The organism is Stenotrophomonas sp. P5_B8 (assembly GCF_054049855.1).
In genome coordinates, this window is the sequence record NZ_JBFULO010000043.1 from 1 (window position 1) to 17101 (window position 17101).

At 67.6% G+C, this 17101-nt stretch carries 19 protein-coding genes; 11 read left to right on the forward strand and 8 right to left on the reverse strand.

Going from position 1 to position 17101, the window contains the following annotated elements; all coding sequences use genetic code 11:
• Window positions 1-182 precede the first annotated feature (182 nt).
• The 10 genes from ACXJKH_RS04265 (at window position 183) to ACXJKH_RS04310 (ending at window position 10160) form a co-directional block, all read left to right on the forward strand.
• Window positions 183-767, forward strand: a complete 585-nt coding sequence (locus ACXJKH_RS04265) for a hypothetical protein (protein ID WP_457318425.1) — start codon at window positions 183-185, stop codon at window positions 765-767.
• A gap of 12 nt (window positions 768-779) precedes the next feature.
• Entirely contained in the window at window positions 780-1334 is a 555-nt protein-coding gene (locus ACXJKH_RS04270; RefSeq protein WP_457318426.1) for a cob(I)yrinic acid a,c-diamide adenosyltransferase, read from the forward strand.
• A 33-nt stretch (window positions 1335-1367) separates the two neighbouring features.
• A complete protein-coding gene (locus ACXJKH_RS04275; RefSeq protein ID WP_256774958.1) occupies window positions 1368-2279 on the forward strand; it encodes a histone deacetylase family protein in 912 nt (303 codons plus the stop codon).
• A gap of 120 nt (window positions 2280-2399) precedes the next feature.
• On the forward strand, window positions 2400-4826 hold the full coding sequence (gene lptD / locus ACXJKH_RS04280) for an LPS-assembly protein LptD (protein WP_457318427.1): 2427 nt from the start codon (window positions 2400-2402) through the stop codon (window positions 4824-4826).
• Window positions 4823-6175, forward strand: a complete 1353-nt coding sequence (locus ACXJKH_RS04285) for a peptidylprolyl isomerase (RefSeq protein WP_457318428.1) — start codon at window positions 4823-4825, stop codon at window positions 6173-6175. The genes lptD and ACXJKH_RS04285 overlap by 4 nt, the downstream gene beginning before the upstream one ends.
• Before the next feature lie 10 nt (window positions 6176-6185).
• On the forward strand, window positions 6186-7166 hold the full coding sequence (gene pdxA, locus ACXJKH_RS04290) for a 4-hydroxythreonine-4-phosphate dehydrogenase PdxA (RefSeq protein ID WP_457318429.1): 981 nt from the start codon (window positions 6186-6188) through the stop codon (window positions 7164-7166).
• Window positions 7163-7993: a 16S rRNA (adenine(1518)-N(6)/adenine(1519)-N(6))-dimethyltransferase RsmA gene (rsmA, locus tag ACXJKH_RS04295; protein WP_457318430.1), complete on the forward strand. Its 831-nt coding sequence runs from the start codon at window positions 7163-7165 to the stop codon at window positions 7991-7993. Before pdxA ends, rsmA begins: the two co-directional genes overlap by 4 nt.
• 127 nt (window positions 7994-8120) lie before the next feature.
• Window positions 8121-8504 carry a Co2+/Mg2+ efflux protein ApaG gene (gene apaG / locus ACXJKH_RS04300; protein ID WP_256774953.1) on the forward strand — a complete coding sequence of 128 codons (384 nt, stop codon included), beginning with the start codon at window positions 8121-8123 and terminating at the stop codon, window positions 8502-8504.
• A gap of 13 nt (window positions 8505-8517) precedes the next feature.
• A complete protein-coding gene (locus ACXJKH_RS04305; RefSeq protein ID WP_457318431.1) occupies window positions 8518-9516 on the forward strand; it encodes a symmetrical bis(5'-nucleosyl)-tetraphosphatase in 999 nt (332 codons plus the stop codon).
• On the forward strand, window positions 9513-10160 hold the full coding sequence (locus tag ACXJKH_RS04310; protein WP_457318432.1) for a DUF1287 domain-containing protein: 648 nt from the start codon (window positions 9513-9515) through the stop codon (window positions 10158-10160). The genes ACXJKH_RS04305 and ACXJKH_RS04310 overlap by 4 nt, the downstream gene beginning before the upstream one ends.
• Window positions 10161-10184: 24 nt before the next feature.
• On the opposite strand, the gene ACXJKH_RS04315 is transcribed toward ACXJKH_RS04310, so the two are convergent.
• From ACXJKH_RS04315 to ACXJKH_RS04350, 8 genes are all read right to left on the reverse strand, one after another.
• Window positions 10185-10676, reverse strand: coding sequence for a dihydrofolate reductase (locus tag ACXJKH_RS04315; protein WP_457318433.1), 492 nt, complete (start codon window positions 10674-10676; stop codon window positions 10185-10187).
• 11 nt (window positions 10677-10687) lie between these two features.
• Window positions 10688-11482 carry a thymidylate synthase gene (locus ACXJKH_RS04320; RefSeq protein WP_457318434.1) on the reverse strand — a complete coding sequence of 265 codons (795 nt, stop codon included), beginning with the start codon at window positions 11480-11482 and terminating at the stop codon, window positions 10688-10690.
• A complete protein-coding gene (lgt, locus tag ACXJKH_RS04325; protein ID WP_256774948.1) occupies window positions 11479-12366 on the reverse strand; it encodes a prolipoprotein diacylglyceryl transferase in 888 nt (295 codons plus the stop codon). Before lgt ends, ACXJKH_RS04320 begins: the two co-directional genes overlap by 4 nt.
• A gap of 51 nt (window positions 12367-12417) precedes the next feature.
• Window positions 12418-12906 (reverse strand): TPM domain-containing protein, encoded by a 489-nt coding sequence (locus ACXJKH_RS04330; RefSeq protein ID WP_256774947.1) that lies wholly within the window; start codon window positions 12904-12906, stop codon window positions 12418-12420.
• A complete protein-coding gene (locus tag ACXJKH_RS04335) occupies window positions 12906-13793 on the reverse strand; it encodes a TPM domain-containing protein (RefSeq protein WP_256775025.1) in 888 nt (295 codons plus the stop codon). Before ACXJKH_RS04335 ends, ACXJKH_RS04330 begins: the two co-directional genes overlap by 1 nt.
• A 10-nt stretch (window positions 13794-13803) precedes the next feature.
• Window positions 13804-14451, reverse strand: a complete 648-nt coding sequence (locus tag ACXJKH_RS04340) for a LemA family protein (protein WP_457318435.1) — start codon at window positions 14449-14451, stop codon at window positions 13804-13806.
• A gap of 103 nt (window positions 14452-14554) precedes the next feature.
• Window positions 14555-15304 (reverse strand): TerC family protein, encoded by a 750-nt coding sequence (locus ACXJKH_RS04345; RefSeq protein WP_256774945.1) that lies wholly within the window; start codon window positions 15302-15304, stop codon window positions 14555-14557.
• A gap of 40 nt (window positions 15305-15344) precedes the next feature.
• The gene (locus ACXJKH_RS04350) at window positions 15345-15725 is read right to left on the reverse strand and encodes a diacylglycerol kinase (RefSeq protein ID WP_457318436.1); all 381 of its coding nucleotides are present in this window, start codon (window positions 15723-15725) and stop codon (window positions 15345-15347) included.
• 287 nt (window positions 15726-16012) lie between these two features.
• Here ACXJKH_RS04350 and ACXJKH_RS04355 point away from each other — a divergent pair, with 287 nt between their 5' ends.
• Window positions 16013-16717: an SGNH/GDSL hydrolase family protein gene (locus ACXJKH_RS04355; RefSeq protein ID WP_457318437.1), complete on the forward strand. Its 705-nt coding sequence runs from the start codon at window positions 16013-16015 to the stop codon at window positions 16715-16717.
• Window positions 16718-17101 lie beyond the last annotated feature (384 nt).

Genomic DNA, 17101 nt, shown 5'->3' on the forward strand with positions numbered 1-17101 from the left:
GTCGCGCCCAACGCGGTCCAGCGCGATGRCCAGGCTCGCACCGACCAGCCCGCCGCCCACGATCACTACATCATGTCGTTCACTCATACCGCCCATGATAAGCCGTCGACCGTTGCGGGCGCGTGCGGCGGCGTGCCGCAGCAGGCGCTAGAATGAACGCTGAACCCCTTCCCGTGTCTGCCATGACCCCCCTTGCCCACCGCGCCTTCGTCCTGTCCGTGCTCGTGCTGCTGATGGCCGCGACCCGGGTAAATCATTTCGCGGCGATCCCGGATGCGTCCTGGGCAGTGTTCTTCGTCGGCGGCTTCTACCTGCGCAGCTGGACCCGCTGGGCGTTCCCGCTGCTGATGGCACTGGCGATCGTGATCGATGTGCTGGTGATCCGCGCCAGCGGCCAGCCGTACCTGCAGCACTACTGCGTGTCGCCCGGCACCTGGATGCTGCTGCCGGCCTACTTCTCGATGTGGGCTGGCGGCATGCTGCTGCGCCAGGGCTACCACGGCGCGCGCTGGAGCACGCTGGGCAAGGCCGCGCTGCTGCTGGTCGGCGCGGTGGCGGTATGCCACCTGTTCGCGCAGGGCGGTTTCTACTGGAGCAGCGACATGGTCGCCAACCCGACGCTGGCCGGCTGGCTGCAGAACTACGCCGACTGGTTCGTGCCGTACCTGCGTACCGCGGCGATCTACGTCGGCCTGGCCGCCGCGCTGCAACTGGCCACCGAACAGGTCGGCAAGCTGCTGCAGGCCCGCCACGACGTGCTGCACTGAGCCGCCGTCGCGATGGGCAACCGGCTTTCGCGCATCTACACCCGCACCGGCGATGACGGCAGCACCGGCCTGGGCGATGGCAGCCGGGTGCCCAAGGACGACGCCCGGGTCAACGCCTACGGCACCGTCGACGAGGCCAATTCGGCGCTGGGCGTGCTGCTGGCGGTCACCCTGCCCGACGACGTGCGGGCGCTGCTCACCACCGTGCAGCACCAGCTGTTCGACCTGGGCGGCGAGCTATGCATTCCCGGCCATGCCGCGATCCAGGCCGCCGACATCGACGCACTGGAAAAGCAGCTGGACCACTACAACGCCGACCTGCCGGTCTTGAAGGAATTCATCCTGCCCGCCGGTGGCGAGGCCGCCGCGCGTTGCCACCTGGTCCGCACCATCGTCCGCCGCGCCGAGCGCGACACGGTGACGCTGGCGCGGCTGGAGCCCGTCCGCGCCGAGGCCATCGGTTACCTCAACCGGCTCTCGGACCTGCTGTTCGTGCTGGCCCGCGTGCTGGCCCGTGCCGAWGGCCACGGCGAAGTGCTGTGGCGGCACGAGCGCCGCCACGCCTGAGCGCCCTGGCGCCCCACCGGAACCCCTGCCCGCATGCTGGTCTTTACCCATCCTGCCTGTCTGCAACACGATCCCGGCCGCGGCCACCCCGAGTCCCCGCAGCGCCTGCAGGTGGTGCTGGATGCATTGCATGCGGCCTTTCCGGACCAGCTGGACTGGCGGGAGGCACCGGCCGCCAAGCTCGGTGAGCTGGCCCGCGTACACGACAGCGAGCTGATCGACCTGGTCCTCAAGCCGCAGTCCGAACCGCTGCGGCTGATCGACATGGACACCCTGACCTCGCCCGGCTCGGCCAGCGCCGCCCTGCATGCCGCTGGCGCCGGTGTGGCTGCCGTGGATGCGGTGATGCTCGGCGATGACCCGGTCGCGTTCTGCGCGGTGCGCCCGCCCGGCCACCACGCCACCGCCAGCACCGCGATGGGCTTCTGTCTGTTCAACAACATCGCCGTGGCCGCGGCCTACGCGCGCGACCGCTACGGGTTGGAGCGCATCGCCATCATCGATTTCGACGTCCACCACGGCAACGGCACCCAGGACATCTTCATCGCCGACCCCGGCGTGGCCTACTACAGCACCCACCAGGCCGGCCTGTTCCCCAACTCYGGCCTGCGTCGCGACCGCGGCGCGGGCAACCTGATGAACATCCTGCTGCCCCCGGGCAGCGGCGGCTTCCGCTTCCGCAATACCTGGGCCGACGAGATGCTGCCGGCGATCGATGACTTCCGTCCGCAGCTGCTGCTGATCTCGGCCGGCTTCGATGCCCATCTGCGCGATCCACAGGCCGACCTGATGCTGGAGACCGACGATTTCGCCTGGATCACCGCCGAGCTGCGCAGCCTGGCGCGCCGCCATGGCGGCGGCCGCGTGGTGTCGATGCTGGAGGGCGGTTACGACCTGCAGGCCTTGGCCGAGTGCAGTGTGGCCCACGTCGGCCAATTGCGCTGAGTACCTGCGCGGGCGGCCCCTGCGCATGAACCTGAACCCCCGGCCGGGCAAAGCCTTCATTGCCCCTATGCAAGGGATGGGGCAAGCTACGATCCGTTTTCGCCCGAATCCGACTACCGCGTGCGCCGAGCCCTCCGCCTGCTGCCTCTCCCCCTGAGCATCGCCATCTGCCTGCCGGCCCTGGCCGACGACAAACCGRTGAACTGGGGCCTGTGCCCAGCCACCGACGTCCTGCCTGTGTTCGACGATGCCCCCAAAGCCGACAAGGCTGCTGCCGCCACCCGCGACCAGCAGGACACCGACATCGAGGGGGACCAGCTGTTCGGCACCACCACGGTCCCTCAATACCAGGGCAACGTGGCGCTCAAGCGCGGCGACCAGTTCCTGGGTACCGACCACCTGAGCTTCGACACCGAAAGCGGCAACTACATCGCCGAGGGCAACGTCCGCTACCAGGACTCCTCGATCCGGATGGTGGCCAAGCGTGCCGAGGGCAACCAGGAAGCGGACACCCACAAGATCAGCGACATCAAGTACCAGCTGGTCTCGCGGCGCGGCAACGGCGTGGCCGACTCGGTCGACCTGCAGGGCGCGGTGGGGCAGATGCATCGCTCCACCTACACCACCTGCGATCCGTCCCAGCCGGTGTGGAAGCTGTCGGCGCCGCAGATCGAAGTGGACAACGACGAAGGCTTCGGCACCGCGCGCAACGCGGTGCTGCGGATCGGCAAGGTGCCGGTGCTGTGGGCGCCGTACTTCAAGTTCCCCATCGATGACCGTCGCCAGACCGGCCTGCTGTACCCGCAGCTCGGCCTGTCCGGCCGCAACGGCTTCGACTATGCCCAGCCGATCTACTTCAACCTGGCGCCGAACTACGACGACACCTTGACCCCGCGCTACATGAGCAAGCGCGGGCTGATGCTGAGCAACGAGTTCCGCTACCTGTACGACGGTGGCCGTGGCGAGCTGCAGACCAGCTACCTGCCCAACGACAAGCTGCGTGACCGCGATCGCGGCCAGTTCCAGTTCGGCGGTTACCACAACATCAATACCAACTGGCAGGCCCGTGCCAACCTGGCCTGGGTCAGCGACGAGCGTTATACCGAAGACTTCGCCAACCGCCTGCTCGGGGTGACCGCGTCCAACCTGCAGAGCCAGATCGGCATCTACGGCACCGGTGAAAACTGGACCGGCGGCCTGATGGCCGACTACTGGCAGCTCACCGATTACACCCTGACCGAAGCCGCGCTGCCTTACGCGCGGCAGCCGCGTGCGTTCTTCACCTGGGACAAGCCGCTGCTGCCGTGGCTGGAAACCGGCGTGTATGCCGAGGCCGTGCGCTTCACCCACAAGGACATCAACGGCAAGATCGTCGACGCCGATGGTGAGTACGTGCGCGACGGGACCAGCACCGAGATGTTCGGCGGGTCGCGCCTGGACGTCAAACCGTACGTGTCCATGCCCTTCAGCGGCGCGGCCTGGTATGTGACCCCGACCCTGGCCTACCGCTACACCGCCTATCAGCTGGACCGTGGGCTGGCCGACCAGGTCCGCCGGCAGAACATGACTGCCGAGGAAATCGCCAACGCCACTCCGGAGCAGCTGCGCGGCAATACTTCGCCCACCCGCAGCCTGCCGATCGTCAGCCTGGACGCGGGCATGTTCTTCGACCGCGAAACCACCATCGGCGGCAAGTCGTTCCTGCATACGCTTGAGCCGCGCCTGTTCTACCTGCGCACGCCCTACCGCGACCAGAGCGACCTGCCGATCTTCGACACCCGCGACTTCACCTTCAGCTGGGGCCAGCTGTTCCGCGATTCGCGCTACACCGGCGCCGACCGCCAGAACGATGCCAACCAGCTGACCATGGCGATGAGCACCCGCTTCATCGACCAGACCACCGGCAAGGAGCGTTTCTCGGGCAGCATCGGCCAGATCCTGTACTTCGACGACTCGCGGGTGACCATCAACAACGCGCAGTCGCCGGTGGAACAGGGCAAGTCGGCGTGGATCGCCGATKCCAATTACGCCATCAACGACCGCTGGAACCTGGGCGCCACCTACCAGTGGGATCCCAAGTACAAGCGTGAGGACCTGGCCAGCGTGCGTGCGCGCTACCTGATGTCCAACGACGGCATCGTCAACATCTCCTACCGCCACCGCCTCAACCCCGATGGCACCGACCTGCTCAAGCAGGCCGACCTGTCCTTCCTGTATCCGCTCAGCCCGCGCTGGAGCCTGGTGGGCCGCTACTACTACTCCATCGAAGACAAGAAGCCGCTGGAAATCATCGGCGGCGTGCAGTGGGACAGCTGCTGCCTGGCCGTCCGCGCCATCGCCCGCCGCTACGTGCGCAACCGCGAGGGCGAGCTCAACAATTCCTTCCAGATCGAGTTCGTGCTCAAGGGCCTGAGCTCCATCGGCCAGGACACGGACCGTACCTTGCGCCGTGCTATTCTCGGGTACTACCGAGACGACCTGTATCTCGTGCCGCCCAGCAATACCGGGGCGGACCGTGACGACTATGATCCGAACCTGATCCCATGACCAAGACCCTTCCCGTTCTACTCGCTTCCCTGCTGGCGGTCTCGACCGTCTCCGCACCGCTGCAGGTGCTGGCCCAGCAGAGCCAGCCGCTGGATCGCATTGCCGCCATCGTCGATGAAGACGTGGTGCTGCAGAGCGAACTGGACCGCGCGATCCAGAACATCAAGGCGCAGTACGCCGGGCGCGAGAACCAGCTGCCGCCGGAAGACGTGCTCAGCCGCCAGGTGCTCGAGCGCCTGGTGCTGGTCAAGCTGCAGGTGGCCCGTGCCGAAAGCAGCGGGATCAAGGTCAGCGACCAGGAGCTCAACCAGGCCCTGAACGCGATCGCCCAGCAGAACGGGTCCAACCTGGACGCCCTGCGCCAGCGTCTGGCCCGTGACGGCATCGACTTCAACGACTTCCGCGCCTCGGTCCGCGACGAAATCACCGTGCAGCGCCTGCGCCAGAGTTTCGCGCAGAGCCGCATCAGCGTCAGCGAGGGTGAAGTGGATGCCGCACTGAAGCAGCAGGCCACCGTGGGCACGCAGTACCACCTGGCGCACATCCTGATTGCCCTGCCCGAAGGCGCCACCGCCGAGCAGATCACCACCGGCCAGAAGAAGGCCGATGGCGTCAAGGCACTGCTGGACAAGAACGAGCTGGACTTCAATGCTGCTGCGGTGCGCTATTCCGACAGCCCCAACGCGCTGGAAGGCGGCGACCTGGGCTGGCGCTCGCTGGATGAAATCCCCAATGCGTTCGCGCAGATGATGACCCAGATGAAGGCCGGCGACGTGGTCGGCCCGATCCGCGGCCCGAGCGGCTTCCAGCTGCTCAAGCTGGTGGAAGTGCGTGATGCCAGCGCTGCGGCCGGTGGCCAGACCATCACCGAGTACCACGGCCGTCACATCCTGGTGCGCGTGACCGACCAGCAGGACAACGCCGCAGCCAAGGCCAAGATCGACACCCTGCGTGCGCGCATCGCCGGCGGTGCGGACTTCCAGGAAGTGGCCAAGGAATCGTCCGAGGACACCAACAGCAAGGGCCAGGGCGGCGATCTGGGTTGGTTCCCGGCCGACGCGTTCGGTCCGGAATTCGGCAAGCAGGTCTCCGGCGTGAGCGACGGCGGCGTCAGCCCGCCGTTCCGCACCGATGCCGGCTGGCACATCGTCCAGCGCGTTGCCACGCGCCAGACCGATGCCACGACCGACAACCAGCGCGGCCAGATCCGCGAAACCATTGGTCGTCGCAAGCTGGAAGAAGAGTACAACCGCTTCCTGCAGGAACTGCGTGGCGAAGCCTACGTGAACCTGCGCACCGGCGCCGACAGCACCACGCCGGCCACGCCCGCCACGCCGCCGAAGTCCTGAGGCCTGGCCGGTGATCCCGCAGCTCGCTCTGGTACCGGGCGAGCCCGCCGGGATCGGCCCGGAACTCTGCCTTCGACTGATTCAGCAGCCGCGCACCGATTGCCGGCTGCTGGCCTTCGCAGACCCCGATACCCTGCGTGCGGCCGCCGCCGCGCTGTCGCTGCCACTGCAGCTCCTGCCTGAAGACGCCATCGCCCGCCAGCCGGGCGATCTGCCGTTGCGCGAGATCCGCAATGCCGTGCCGTCCCGCTTCGGCCAGGCCGACCCGGCCAATGCCGGTGCGGTGATCGGCGCGCTGTTGGGGGCCGGCCAGGCCTGCCTGTCCGGTGCGCTGCACGGCGTGGTGACCGGCCCGGTGCACAAGGCCGTGATCAACCAGGGCGGCATCGCCTACAGCGGCACCACCGAACTGCTGGCCGACCAGGCCGGGGTCGAGGTGGTGATGATGCTGGCCAACGACGTCGTGCGCGTGGCCCTGGCCACTACCCACCTGCCCCTGCGCGCGGTCGCCGACGCCATCACCGCCGAGGGACTGACGCGCACCCTGCAGACCGTGCACGCAGCGATGCGGCGCGACTTCGGCATCGCCGCCCCGCGTATCGCCGTGCTCGGGCTCAACCCGCATGCCGGCGAAGACGGCCACCTGGGTCGTGAAGAGCTCGACCTGATCATCCCGCTGCTGCAGCGCCTGCGCGCCGAGGGCATGGACCTGATCGGCCCGCTGCCCGCCGACACCGCCTTTCTGCCGGCCAAGCTGGCCGGTTTCGATGCCGTGCTGGCCATGTATCACGACCAGGGCCTGCCGGTGCTCAAGTACAGCGGCTTCGAACAGGCGGTCAACATCACCCTGGGCCTGCCCTACCCGCGGGTCGCGGTCGACCACGGCACCGCGCTGGACCTGGCCGGCCGTGGCATTGCCGACCCTTCCAGCCTCTTCGCTGCCACCGGCCTGTGTGCCCGGCTGGCGCGGCAACGTACACTGGTGCCATGACTTCACCGTATTCCTCTTCTGCCGCCGGGTTCACCGGACCGGCCAAAAAGCAGCTCGGCCAGCACTTCCTGGCCGACCGCACCTATATCGACCGGATCGTGCTGGCGGTCAACCCGAAGGGCGAGGACCGCCTGGTCGAGATCGGCCCGGGCCAGGGCGCCATCACCCTGCCATTGCTGCGTCGCCATCCACGCCTGACCGTGATCGAGTTCGATCGCGACCTGGTCGGCCCGCTGGCGGCCGCCGCCGAGCCGCTGGGTGAGATGACCATCATCCACCGCGACGTGCTGCAGGTGAACTTCACCGAGCTCGCCGACGGCGGCCAGATCCGGCTGGTCGGCAACCTGCCCTACAACATCTCCTCGCCGATCCTGTTCCATGCGCTGGACCACGCGGCGGTGATCACCGACATGCACTTCATGCTGCAGAAGGAAGTGGTCGACCGCATGGCCGCCGATCCCGGCAGCAAGGTCTATGGCCGGCTGAGCGTGATGCTGCAGGCGTTCTGCAAGGTGACCGCGCTGTTCGTGGTGCCGCCGGGCGCGTTCCGGCCGCCACCGAAGGTCGATTCGGCCGTGGTGCGGCTGGTGCCGCGCGATCCGGCCACGGTCGGCATCCTCGACCGCAAGCGCTTCGCCGATGTGGTGCGGGCCGCCTTCGGGCAGCGCCGCAAGACCCTGCGCAATGCGTTGAATGGCGTCTGCACGCCCGAGCAGTTCGAGGCGGCCGGGGTGCGCAGCGATGCGCGTGCCGAGCAGCTGGACGTGGCCCAGTTCATCGCGCTGGCCAACGTGCCGTGCAGCGACGGCGACGACGTGGCGAAGTAAGCCGCGCGCCGCCGTGCGACCTTGACCGGCCGCACCCACGTAAAACCGCCTGAATTCCATGCCGGGGCGCGCAGCCAGCCTGTGCTGCGCTCACCTCAACGTGCACAACTTTCACTAAACTGCCTGCATGAACGACGCTGCCAATTACGCGATCTCGGTCGAAGTCGCCCCGCGTTTCCTCGACGACCAGTCCACGCCGGAGGACGGCCGCTACGCGTTCGCCTACACCATCCGCATCCACAACCAGGGACGCGTCGCCGCGCGCCTGGTGGCGCGCCACTGGCGTATCACCGATGCCAATGGCCGCATCGAGCATGTCGACGGCGAGGGTGTGATCGGCGAGCAGCCGCGGCTGCGCCCGGGTGAAGACTTCCGTTACACCTCCGGTGTCATGCTGGAGACTGAACACGGCACGATGCAGGGGCATTACGACATGGTGGCAGACGATGGCACCGAGTTCGCCGCCGCGATCGCGCCGTTCGTGTTGACCGTTCCGCGCACGCTGCACTGATGGAGACGCACGCATGAGTGTCTGGGCCATCGGCGACCTGCAGGGCTGCTACGACGTTACCCAGCGGTTGCTGGAAAAGATCAAGTTCGACCCGGCGGTCGACAAACTCTGGTTCTGCGGCGACCTGGTCAACCGCGGGGGGCAGTCGCTGGAAACCCTGCGCCTGGTCCACTCGTTGCGCGAGAGCAGCGTGATCGTGCTGGGAAATCATGACCTGTCCCTGCTGGCGGTCGGCGCGCGCACCGAGGAAGAACAACGCAAGGTCAACCCGGACCTGCTGCGCATCGTGCAGGCCGAGGACCGCGACGTGCTGCTGGAGTGGCTGCGCCTGCAGAAACTGGCACACGTGGACCGCGAACTGGGCTGGATGATGATCCATGCCGGCCTCGCCCCGAAGTGGACCACCCAGCTGGCCGAGAAACACGCCCGCGAAGTGGAGGCACAGCTGCACGGCAGCGGCTACCGCAAGCTGTTCCGCAACATGTACGGCGACAAGCCGAGCTGGTCGCCCGGCCTGGCCGGCTACGACCGTTCGCGCGCGATCATCAACCTGTTCACGCGCATGCGTTACTGCACCCCGCGTGGCCGGATCGGAATCGAGGACAAAGGCACCCCGGGTACGCAGGAACAAGGCCTGTACCCGTGGTTCGAAGTCCCCGGCCGCGCCGAGCGCGACCTCAAGATCGTCTGCRGGCATTGGTCCGCACTCGGCCTGACCATCACCCAGGGCGTGCACGCCATCGACACCGGTGCGGTGTGGGGCGGCAAGCTCACCGCGCTGCAGCTGGACACCGAGGAACTGCGCGTGGTCCAGGTGCCGGGCCGTGACGTGCCCAAGCCGGTTTCCCCGCCGCGTCCGCCGGCACGCCGCCCGGCGGTCGAGGGCGAGCAGAACACTGGCCGACCGCCGCGTCAGGGCCAGCGCCGTGATCGAGGCGCGCGCAACCCGCAGCCGCGCCGCAATCCGGAACCGGCCGGCGACACCGGTGGAAGCACGCCGACGCCTGCATGAGCGGAACCGTGCGGTGGCTGTTGATGGGCCTGCTGGCCACCGTGGGCATTGGCTGCCAACGCGCACCGGATCCGGACACAGCCACGGCCTACCCGCCGGTTGCAGCAAGGACGGCCGATGCCACGGCACCCTCGCCGCCGTTGGTCGCGGCCGCGCGTCGCCAGGTGGGACAGACCGTGCGTTACGACCCGGCCTATACCGTACTGGACTATCCCGGCGGTGATGTCGCGCTCGACCGCGGCGTGTGCACCGATGTGATCGTGCGTGCCTTGCGCAGCCAGGGCCTGGACCTGCAGCAGCGCATCCACGAGGACATGCGCGGGCATTTCAGCGCGTACCCGCCGCTGTGGGGCCTGTCGCGGCCGGATCGCAACATCGACCATCGGCGCGTCCCCAACCTGATGCGCTGGTTCGAGCGCCAGGGCTGGCAACAGTCCATCTCCAGGCGGCCGACCGATTTCGCCGCTGGCGACATCGTGGCCTGGACGCTCAGCGGCAGCGGCCTGCTGCACGTGGGCATCGTCTCGGACCGCCGACACCACGACGGCACGCCCCTGATCCTGCACAACATCGCCCGCGGCACGCAGGAAGAAAACCTGCTGTTCCAGCACACGATCATCGGGCATTACCGACCGCCGGCCTGAGCAGGCAGGCTCGTTCGGCCGTGCTCAGCGCCGGCGGTAATCCACGAAATCAAAGGCAAGTGCGTGCCGCGCATCGGCCGCATGGTGCTCGCGCGCCACCTCGACCCACAGGTCCGGATCCACCGCGGGAAAGTGGGTATCGGCCTGCACCGTCGTGTCCACCCAGGTCAGGTGCAGATCGGTCGCCTGCGCCATCGCCAGCCGGTAAATCTCGCCACCGCCGATCACGCACAGCTCGTCGGCACCGGCCTCGGTGGCGTACTGGAGCGCCTGTTCGATCGACGCCACCGCCTGCATGCCCGCGAACGGCACCTTCYCGCTGCGGGTCAGCACCAGGTTGGGCCGTCCGGGCAGCGCGCGGCCCAGCGATTCCGCCGTCCTGCGTCCCATCAGGATCGGCTTGCCGAGGGTCAGCGCCTTGAAACGCTTGAGGTCGTCCGGCAGCTGCCATGGCAGCTGGTTGTCATGGCCGATGCCATGGTCGCGGTCGAGCGCGGCGATCAGGGAGAGCTTCATGCGCGAGCCGCTCATACCGCCACCGGCGCCTTGATCGCCGGATGCGGGTCGTAACCGTCGATGCGGATGTCGTCGAACTGGAAACCGAACAGGTCGGTCACCGCCGGGTTCAACCACAGCGTGGGCAGCGCGCGCGGTTCACGGGCCAACTGTTCGCGTGCCTGCTCGAAATGGTTCGAGTACAGGTGCGCATCGCCCAGCGTATGCACGAAGTCGCCCACGCCCAACCCGGTCGCCTGCGCCATCATGTGGGTCAGCAGCGCGTAGCTGGCGATGTTGAACGGCACGCCGAGGAAGATGTCACCGCTGCGCTGGTAAAGCTGGCAGCTGAGCTTGCCGTCGACCACGTAGAACTGGAACAGGTTGTGGCACGGCATCAACGCCATCTGCGACAGCTCGCCGACATTCCAGGCGCTGACCACCAGCCGCCGCGAATCCGGATTGCGCTTGATCTCCTCCACCAGCCACTGCATCTGGTCGATGCTGCCGCCATCGGCAGTGGYCCAGCTGCGCCACTGCTTGCCGTAGATCGGACCGAGATCGCCATCGGCATCGGCCCACTCGTCCCAGATCCGCACCTGGTTGTCCTTGAGGTACCCGATGTTGGTATCGCCCTTCAGGAACCACAGCAGCTCATGGATGATCGAGCGCAGGTGCAGCTTTTTGGTGGTCACCAGCGGAAAGCCGTCGGCCAGGTTGAAACGCATCTGCCAGCCGAACACGCTGCGCGTGCCGGTGCCGGTGCGGTCGGACTTCTCGGTGCCGTGCTCCAGCACGTGCTGGAGCAGGTCCAGATACGCCTTCATGCGCGGGCCCCGGCGGCGACCGGCAGCACCGGCTGCAGCACCGGCGCGCGGCGCGACAGCGCCAGCAGCACCAGACCGAAGGCCACCAGCGGCAGGCTCAACAGCTGGCCGCGGGTGAACCAGTCGAAGGCGAGGTAGACGCCGTTGTCGGGCATGCGCACGAACTCCACCGCAAAGCGGAAGATGCCGTACATCAACGCGAACAGACCGGAGATCACGTAGCGATGGCGCGGCTTGGCCGACACCGCCCACAGCACCACGAACATCACCAGGCCTTCCAGCAGCGCTTCATACAGCTGCGAGGGATGACGGGCGTACGGGTTGAGCGCGCCGGTGGCGAACTGTTCTTTGAGCGTGGCCAGGTCCAGCCCGTTCAACGGCGCCGGCAGGCCACTGGGAAACACCACGCCCCAGCTGCCATCGGTGTACTTGCCCCACAGTTCGGCGCCGATGAAGTTGCCGATGCGGCCAAAGCCCAGCCCCAGCGGCACCAGCGGAGACATGAAATCCAGGGTGTCGAACAGGTGCAGGCGGTGCTTGCGCGACCAATACCACGAGGCGAACAGCACGCCCAGCAGGCCACCATGGAAGCTCATGCCGCCATCCCACACCTTGAACAGCAGCAACGGGTTGTGCAGGAAATCAGACAGCGCATAGAACAGCATGTAGCCCACGCGCCCGCCCACCACCACGCCGAGCATGGCGTAGAACAGCAGGTCGGAGAACCCGTTGGCGTCCACACCGGGCAGCCTGCCCGCTGCGATCCGCCGGCGCCCCAGCCACCAGGCCGCGGTGAAGCCGAGCAGGTACATGATGCCGTACCAATGCACCTTGATCGGCCCGAGCGAGATGGCGATGGGGTCGATATCGTGGAAATAGATCATGGGCGATGCCTTGCAGGTAAGCGGCTATTCTCGGCCCAGCAGGCCGCCACCTCAACCAAGCAGCTGCGGGGTGTTCGGCAGGCCGTCATCCTGGGACCCGGGAACGGGCGGATAGTGCCCGGCCAGCAACGTGGAGACCTCCTCGATCGCCTGCAGCACGCCGTCCTGCAGATCGCCCTGGCGCAGTCGTTGCTGCAGGTGCGCGCAAATCTCCTGCCACTGTGCCTCGCCGATGCGACCACGCAGGCCCCGGTCGGCGACCAGCTCGATGGCGTGGTCGGCCAGCAGCAGGTAGATCAAGACGCCGTTGTTGTGCTCGGTATCCCAGGTCCGCAGCTGGGCGAAGGCGTGTTCGGCACGCTGGCGCGGGCTGAGCCCTTGCCACAGCGCCAGCCACGGCAGCTCGGCTTCGACGGCGAACATCACCTGGCCACCATGTCGGCGTTCGCCGGCAGTGATCGCCTCGGTGATGGCCTGCAGTCGTGCCGGCGGGAACGTACGCCGCACGGACGGTGAGAACACATGTCGCCACCAGCGCATCACCAGCCCCCCGAGGCGCCACCGCCTCCCGAACGTCCACCGCCGCCGCCCCAGCCGCCACCGCCGCCGAAACCGCCGCCGCCTCCAAAGCCGCCGCCACCGCCCCAACCGCCGCCCCCCCACCCGCCACTGCGGGCGAAGGCGCCGGCCCGGCCCGAGGACAGGCCGACGACCAGGCCGATCAGGCCAGCCAGGCCACTGGCCAGCCACAGCGAGGTGAACAGGAACGCCGCCACGGCCGCGCCGCCGCCGCCGAGCAGCGCGCGCACCGGGCGCGGCAGCCAGCCGAGGATGGCGCGCAGGAAACTGCCGACGAAGAAACCGATCACCAGGGCGAAAGTCCAGCCGTCGCCATCGGGGTTTGGCGTCGCACGGTGGGTGCTGACTGGCGCGGGCAGTGCCTCGCCATCGATCAGCTTGACCAGCGCCGCACTGGCGTCGGCCAGACCGCCGGCATAGTCGTTGTCGCGGAAGCGCGGGGCGAGATATTCCTGGATCACGCGGTTGGCGATTGCATCGGGAATGGCACCTTCCAGGCCGTAGCCCGGCTCGATGCGGACCCGGCGATCATCCTTGGCCACCACCAGCAGCACGCCATCGTCCACGCCCTTGCGGCCGATCTTCCACTGCTCGAACACTCGCTGGGTGTACTGCTCGATGGTCTCCGGCGCGGTGCTGGGCACCATCAGGATCTGCAGCTGGCTACCCTTGCGCTGCTGCAGCGCCAGCGCCTGCGCTTCCAGCGCCTGCACCTGCGCCGCATCCAAGGTGCCGGTGGTATCGACCACCGGCGAGTGCATCGGCGGAATCACCGCATCGGCGGCCTGCGCCCACGCCGGCAACGCCAGCCACAGGCAGACCAGCAACAGGCCACGCAGCAGACCGATGTTCACCGCCTCAGTGCGCCGGGGCTTGCTGCGGCTGCGGTGCCGGGGCGGGCGCGGGGGCCGGCGCAGGGGCCTGCGAACCGAACTTCACCGCCGGCGGCTGCGAGATCTGCGCTTCGTTGTCCACGGTGAAGTTGGGCTTGACCGCATAGCCGAAGATCTTGGCGGTGATCACCTGCGGGAACGAGCGGATGTAGGTGTTGTAGGCCTGCACCATCTCGATGTAGCGACCGCGCGCCACGGTGATGCGGTTTTCGGTGCCTTCCAGCTGCGCCTGCAGGTCGCGGAAGCCCTGGTCGGACTTGAGGTTCGGATAGTTCTCGGTGACCACCAGCAGACGCGACAACGCGCCGCTCAGTTCGCCCTGGGCCTGCTGGAACTGCTTGAGCGACGCGGCGTCGTCCGCGTTGACGTTGATCTGGCCCACGCGCGAGCGCGCATTGGTCACATCGGTCAGCACCTGGCGTTCCTGGTTGGCATAGCCTTCCACGGTCTGCACCAGGTTGGGGATCAGATCGGCGCGGCGCTTGTACTGGTTGAGCACTTCGGCCCAACCGGCCTTGACCTGCTCATCCTTCTGCTGGATGGCGTTGTAGCCACAGCCGGACAGCAGGGAGGCCAGCACGGCCAACAACAACAGGCGGGAGAACGATCGCATGGCCGGCTCCGGATCTCGATGAACGGGATCCGGAGCATGCCACGTTTGCGGTAAAGCCCGCGTAACCACCCACGCCCCCTCAGTCAGGGGCTGCCGCGTTCGCTTACCAGTTGCCGGCGCCCGGCACGTGGTTGGCCACCGCGCGGCGGCGCATCAGCAGGTTCAGCCATTCCACCAGCACCGAGAAGCCCATCGCGGCGTAGATGTAGGGCTTGGGCACGTGCACGCTCAGGCCGTCCAGGATCAGCACCACGCCGATCAGCAGGATGAAGGCCAGGGCCAGCATCTTCACGGTCGGGTTGGCGTCGATGAAGCGGCCCAGCGGGTTGGCGGCCAGCAGCATTACCGCCACCGACAGCAGGATCGCAGCGACCATCACCGGGATGTGGTCGGCGATGCCGACGGCGGTGATCACCGAATCCAGCGAGAACACGATGTCGATTACCGCGATCTGGGCGATGACCATGCCGAACACGGCCGAGGCCTTGGTGGTGGTCGGGTCGGCGTCGTCGCCGCCGGAGATCAGCTCGCGGATCTCCATGCTGCCCTTGATGATCAGGAACAGGCCGCCAAGGATCAGCACCAGATCGCGGATCGAGATGCCCAGACCGGCGACGGTGAACAGGTTCTGCTCCATGTGCGCCAGGTAGGCCAGCGACACCAGCAGGGCGATGCGGGTGATGCAGGCCACGGCGATGCCGAGCTTGCGCGCGAACGGACGGCGCGCTTCGGGCAGCTTGCTCACGGCGATGGAGATGAAGACCAGGTTGTCGATGCCGAGCACGATTTCCAGCGCGCTCAGCGTGAACAGGGTCAACCAGACGTTCGGGTCGGACAGCAACTCAAGGGACATGGGCGTGGATCCTTACAAGGGGGAATGAGCGGGGGGCCGCTCAGAAAAATCGCGGCAGCAGGACAAGGCCCCAGCACAGCAGCACGTTCATCATCAGCACGAACACCGCCGCCGAGCCCATGTCCTTGGYGCGGCCAGCCATCTCGTGGAATTCGCTGCCATAGCGTTCGATCACCGCTTCGATGGCGGAGTTGGCCAGCTCCATGGCCAGCACCAGCAGCATCGAGCCGATCATCAGGGCACGCTCGACCGGGCTCTGGCCCAGCCACAGCGCGACCGGGGCCAGCACCACCAGCAGGTAGACCTCCAGGCGGAACGAGGACTCGTGCAGCCAGGCCGCACGCAGGCCCTGCCAGGACCACACGGCGGCCTTGAAGATGCGCTTGGGGCCGCGCGGCATGTGCCCGATTTCATCAGCCACGGCTGCACGCTCCGTATTGCGGGCCGGGCCGGGACGTGGGGAACAGCACGCAGCGAGGGGTCATGGGCAGGGCTGAATGGGCAGGCAATCCGTCATTTTGCCACAAGCCTGCCGGCGCATCGTCGAAGGCGGCCGGGCCGCTGCCGTGGTAATGGGCGTTGCCGGGTGGTGGAACCGGGGGGTCACTGCCTCGCCAGCGCGGGTAAAGCAGGGCCTGGCGTCAGCTTCTATGATGGGGTTCAACCGATCCAGGCGCCCCGATGGGCGCGTTGCCGAGGAGTCTGCCCATGCATTACCGCTGCACCCGCCCCCTGCTGCTCGCCCTGGCGCTGGGCGCCGCCCTGCCCGCCTTTGCCCTGTCACCGCCCGCGCCCCCGCAGGTGCCGGCGCAGGTCTCCAACGTGGCCTGGGCGCAGGACATGGCCGACTTCGCCAAGGCCGATGCGGCCACCCCGCCGCCGCGTGGCGGCATCGAGTTCATCGGCAGTTCGTCGATCCGGATGTGGCACAGCCTGGCGACCGATTTCCCGGAGCAGCCGGTGTTCAACCGTGGCTTCGGCGGTTCGGAGGTGCGCGACAGCACCTGGTACGCCGGCCAGATCGTGGTGCCGTACGCGCCGTGCAAGGTGTTCTTCTACGCCGGCGACAACGACCTCAACAGCGGGCGCACGCCGGTGCAGGTGCGCGACGACGTGGTGGCCTTCGTGCAGCGGGTGCATCGCGACCTGCCGACGACGACGGTGGAGGTGATTTCGATCAAGCCCAGCCCGTCGCGCGCGCAGCTGCTGCCGGCCGTGGTGGAGGCCAACGGGCTGATCCGGCAAGCGCTGGCCAAGCTGCCGCAAACCGGCTTCACCGATGTCTACACGCCGATGCTGGGCGCTGACGGACAGCCGCGTGCGGCGTTGTTCCGCGAGGACATGCTGCATATGACGCCAGAGGGGTATGCGATCTGGCGGAAGGCGCTGGCGCCGAAGGTGCAGTGCGAGTGACGCGCGGTTTGCTGCGGGTGGGACGGGGCGGGTGAGGCCGCGGGGCACGCTGCAAGTACATCCCTGTAAGCTCCTGAGCCGCATCCATGCGGCTCAAGGGCCCCGCCCCCTCACCCACCCCGCCCCTCGACAGAAAATCGGCGCGTTGGGGTGAAGATCAAGAGCGTGCCGACCAACGGTCGGCACCTACCGGGCCGAAACTTCTCTTGACACCGTTCTGCAACACCCCGTTGTGCAACACCCCGTTGTGGACCCCCGGTAGAGCCGAGCCATGCGCGGCTGCTCTTGCTCTTGCCCTTGCTCCCACCTCCCCAAAGCACCGGCCAACTCTCGATGGGTCGGTGTGGGTGGGTTGGCGGGACCGTCGTGCGCCATGGATGGCGC

Bases quoted from the DNA above. Each gene is read 5' to 3' on its own strand.
- ACXJKH_RS04265 (WP_457318425.1), top strand. From the start codon at position 183: ATGACCCCCCTTGCCCACCGCGCCTTCGTCCTGTCCGTGCTCGTGCTG.
- ACXJKH_RS04285 (WP_457318428.1), top strand. From the start codon at position 4,823: ATGACCAAGACCCTTCCCGTTCTACTCGCTTCCCTGCTGGCGGTCTCG.
- rsmA (WP_457318430.1), top strand. From the start codon at position 7,163: ATGACTTCACCGTATTCCTCTTCTGCCGCCGGGTTCACCGGACCGGCC.
- apaG (WP_256774953.1), top strand. From the start codon at position 8,121: ATGAACGACGCTGCCAATTACGCGATCTCGGTCGAAGTCGCCCCGCGT.
- ACXJKH_RS04310 (WP_457318432.1), top strand. From the start codon at position 9,513: ATGAGCGGAACCGTGCGGTGGCTGTTGATGGGCCTGCTGGCCACCGTG.
- lgt (WP_256774948.1), bottom strand. From the start codon at position 12,366: ATGATCTATTTCCACGATATCGACCCCATCGCCATCTCGCTCGGGCCG.
- ACXJKH_RS04330 (WP_256774947.1), bottom strand. From the start codon at position 12,906: ATGCGCTGGTGGCGACATGTGTTCTCACCGTCCGTGCGGCGTACGTTC.
- ACXJKH_RS04340 (WP_457318435.1), bottom strand. From the start codon at position 14,451: ATGCGATCGTTCTCCCGCCTGTTGTTGTTGGCCGTGCTGGCCTCCCTG.
- ACXJKH_RS04345 (WP_256774945.1), bottom strand. From the start codon at position 15,304: ATGTCCCTTGAGTTGCTGTCCGACCCGAACGTCTGGTTGACCCTGTTC.
- ACXJKH_RS04355 (WP_457318437.1), top strand. From the start codon at position 16,013: ATGCATTACCGCTGCACCCGCCCCCTGCTGCTCGCCCTGGCGCTGGGC.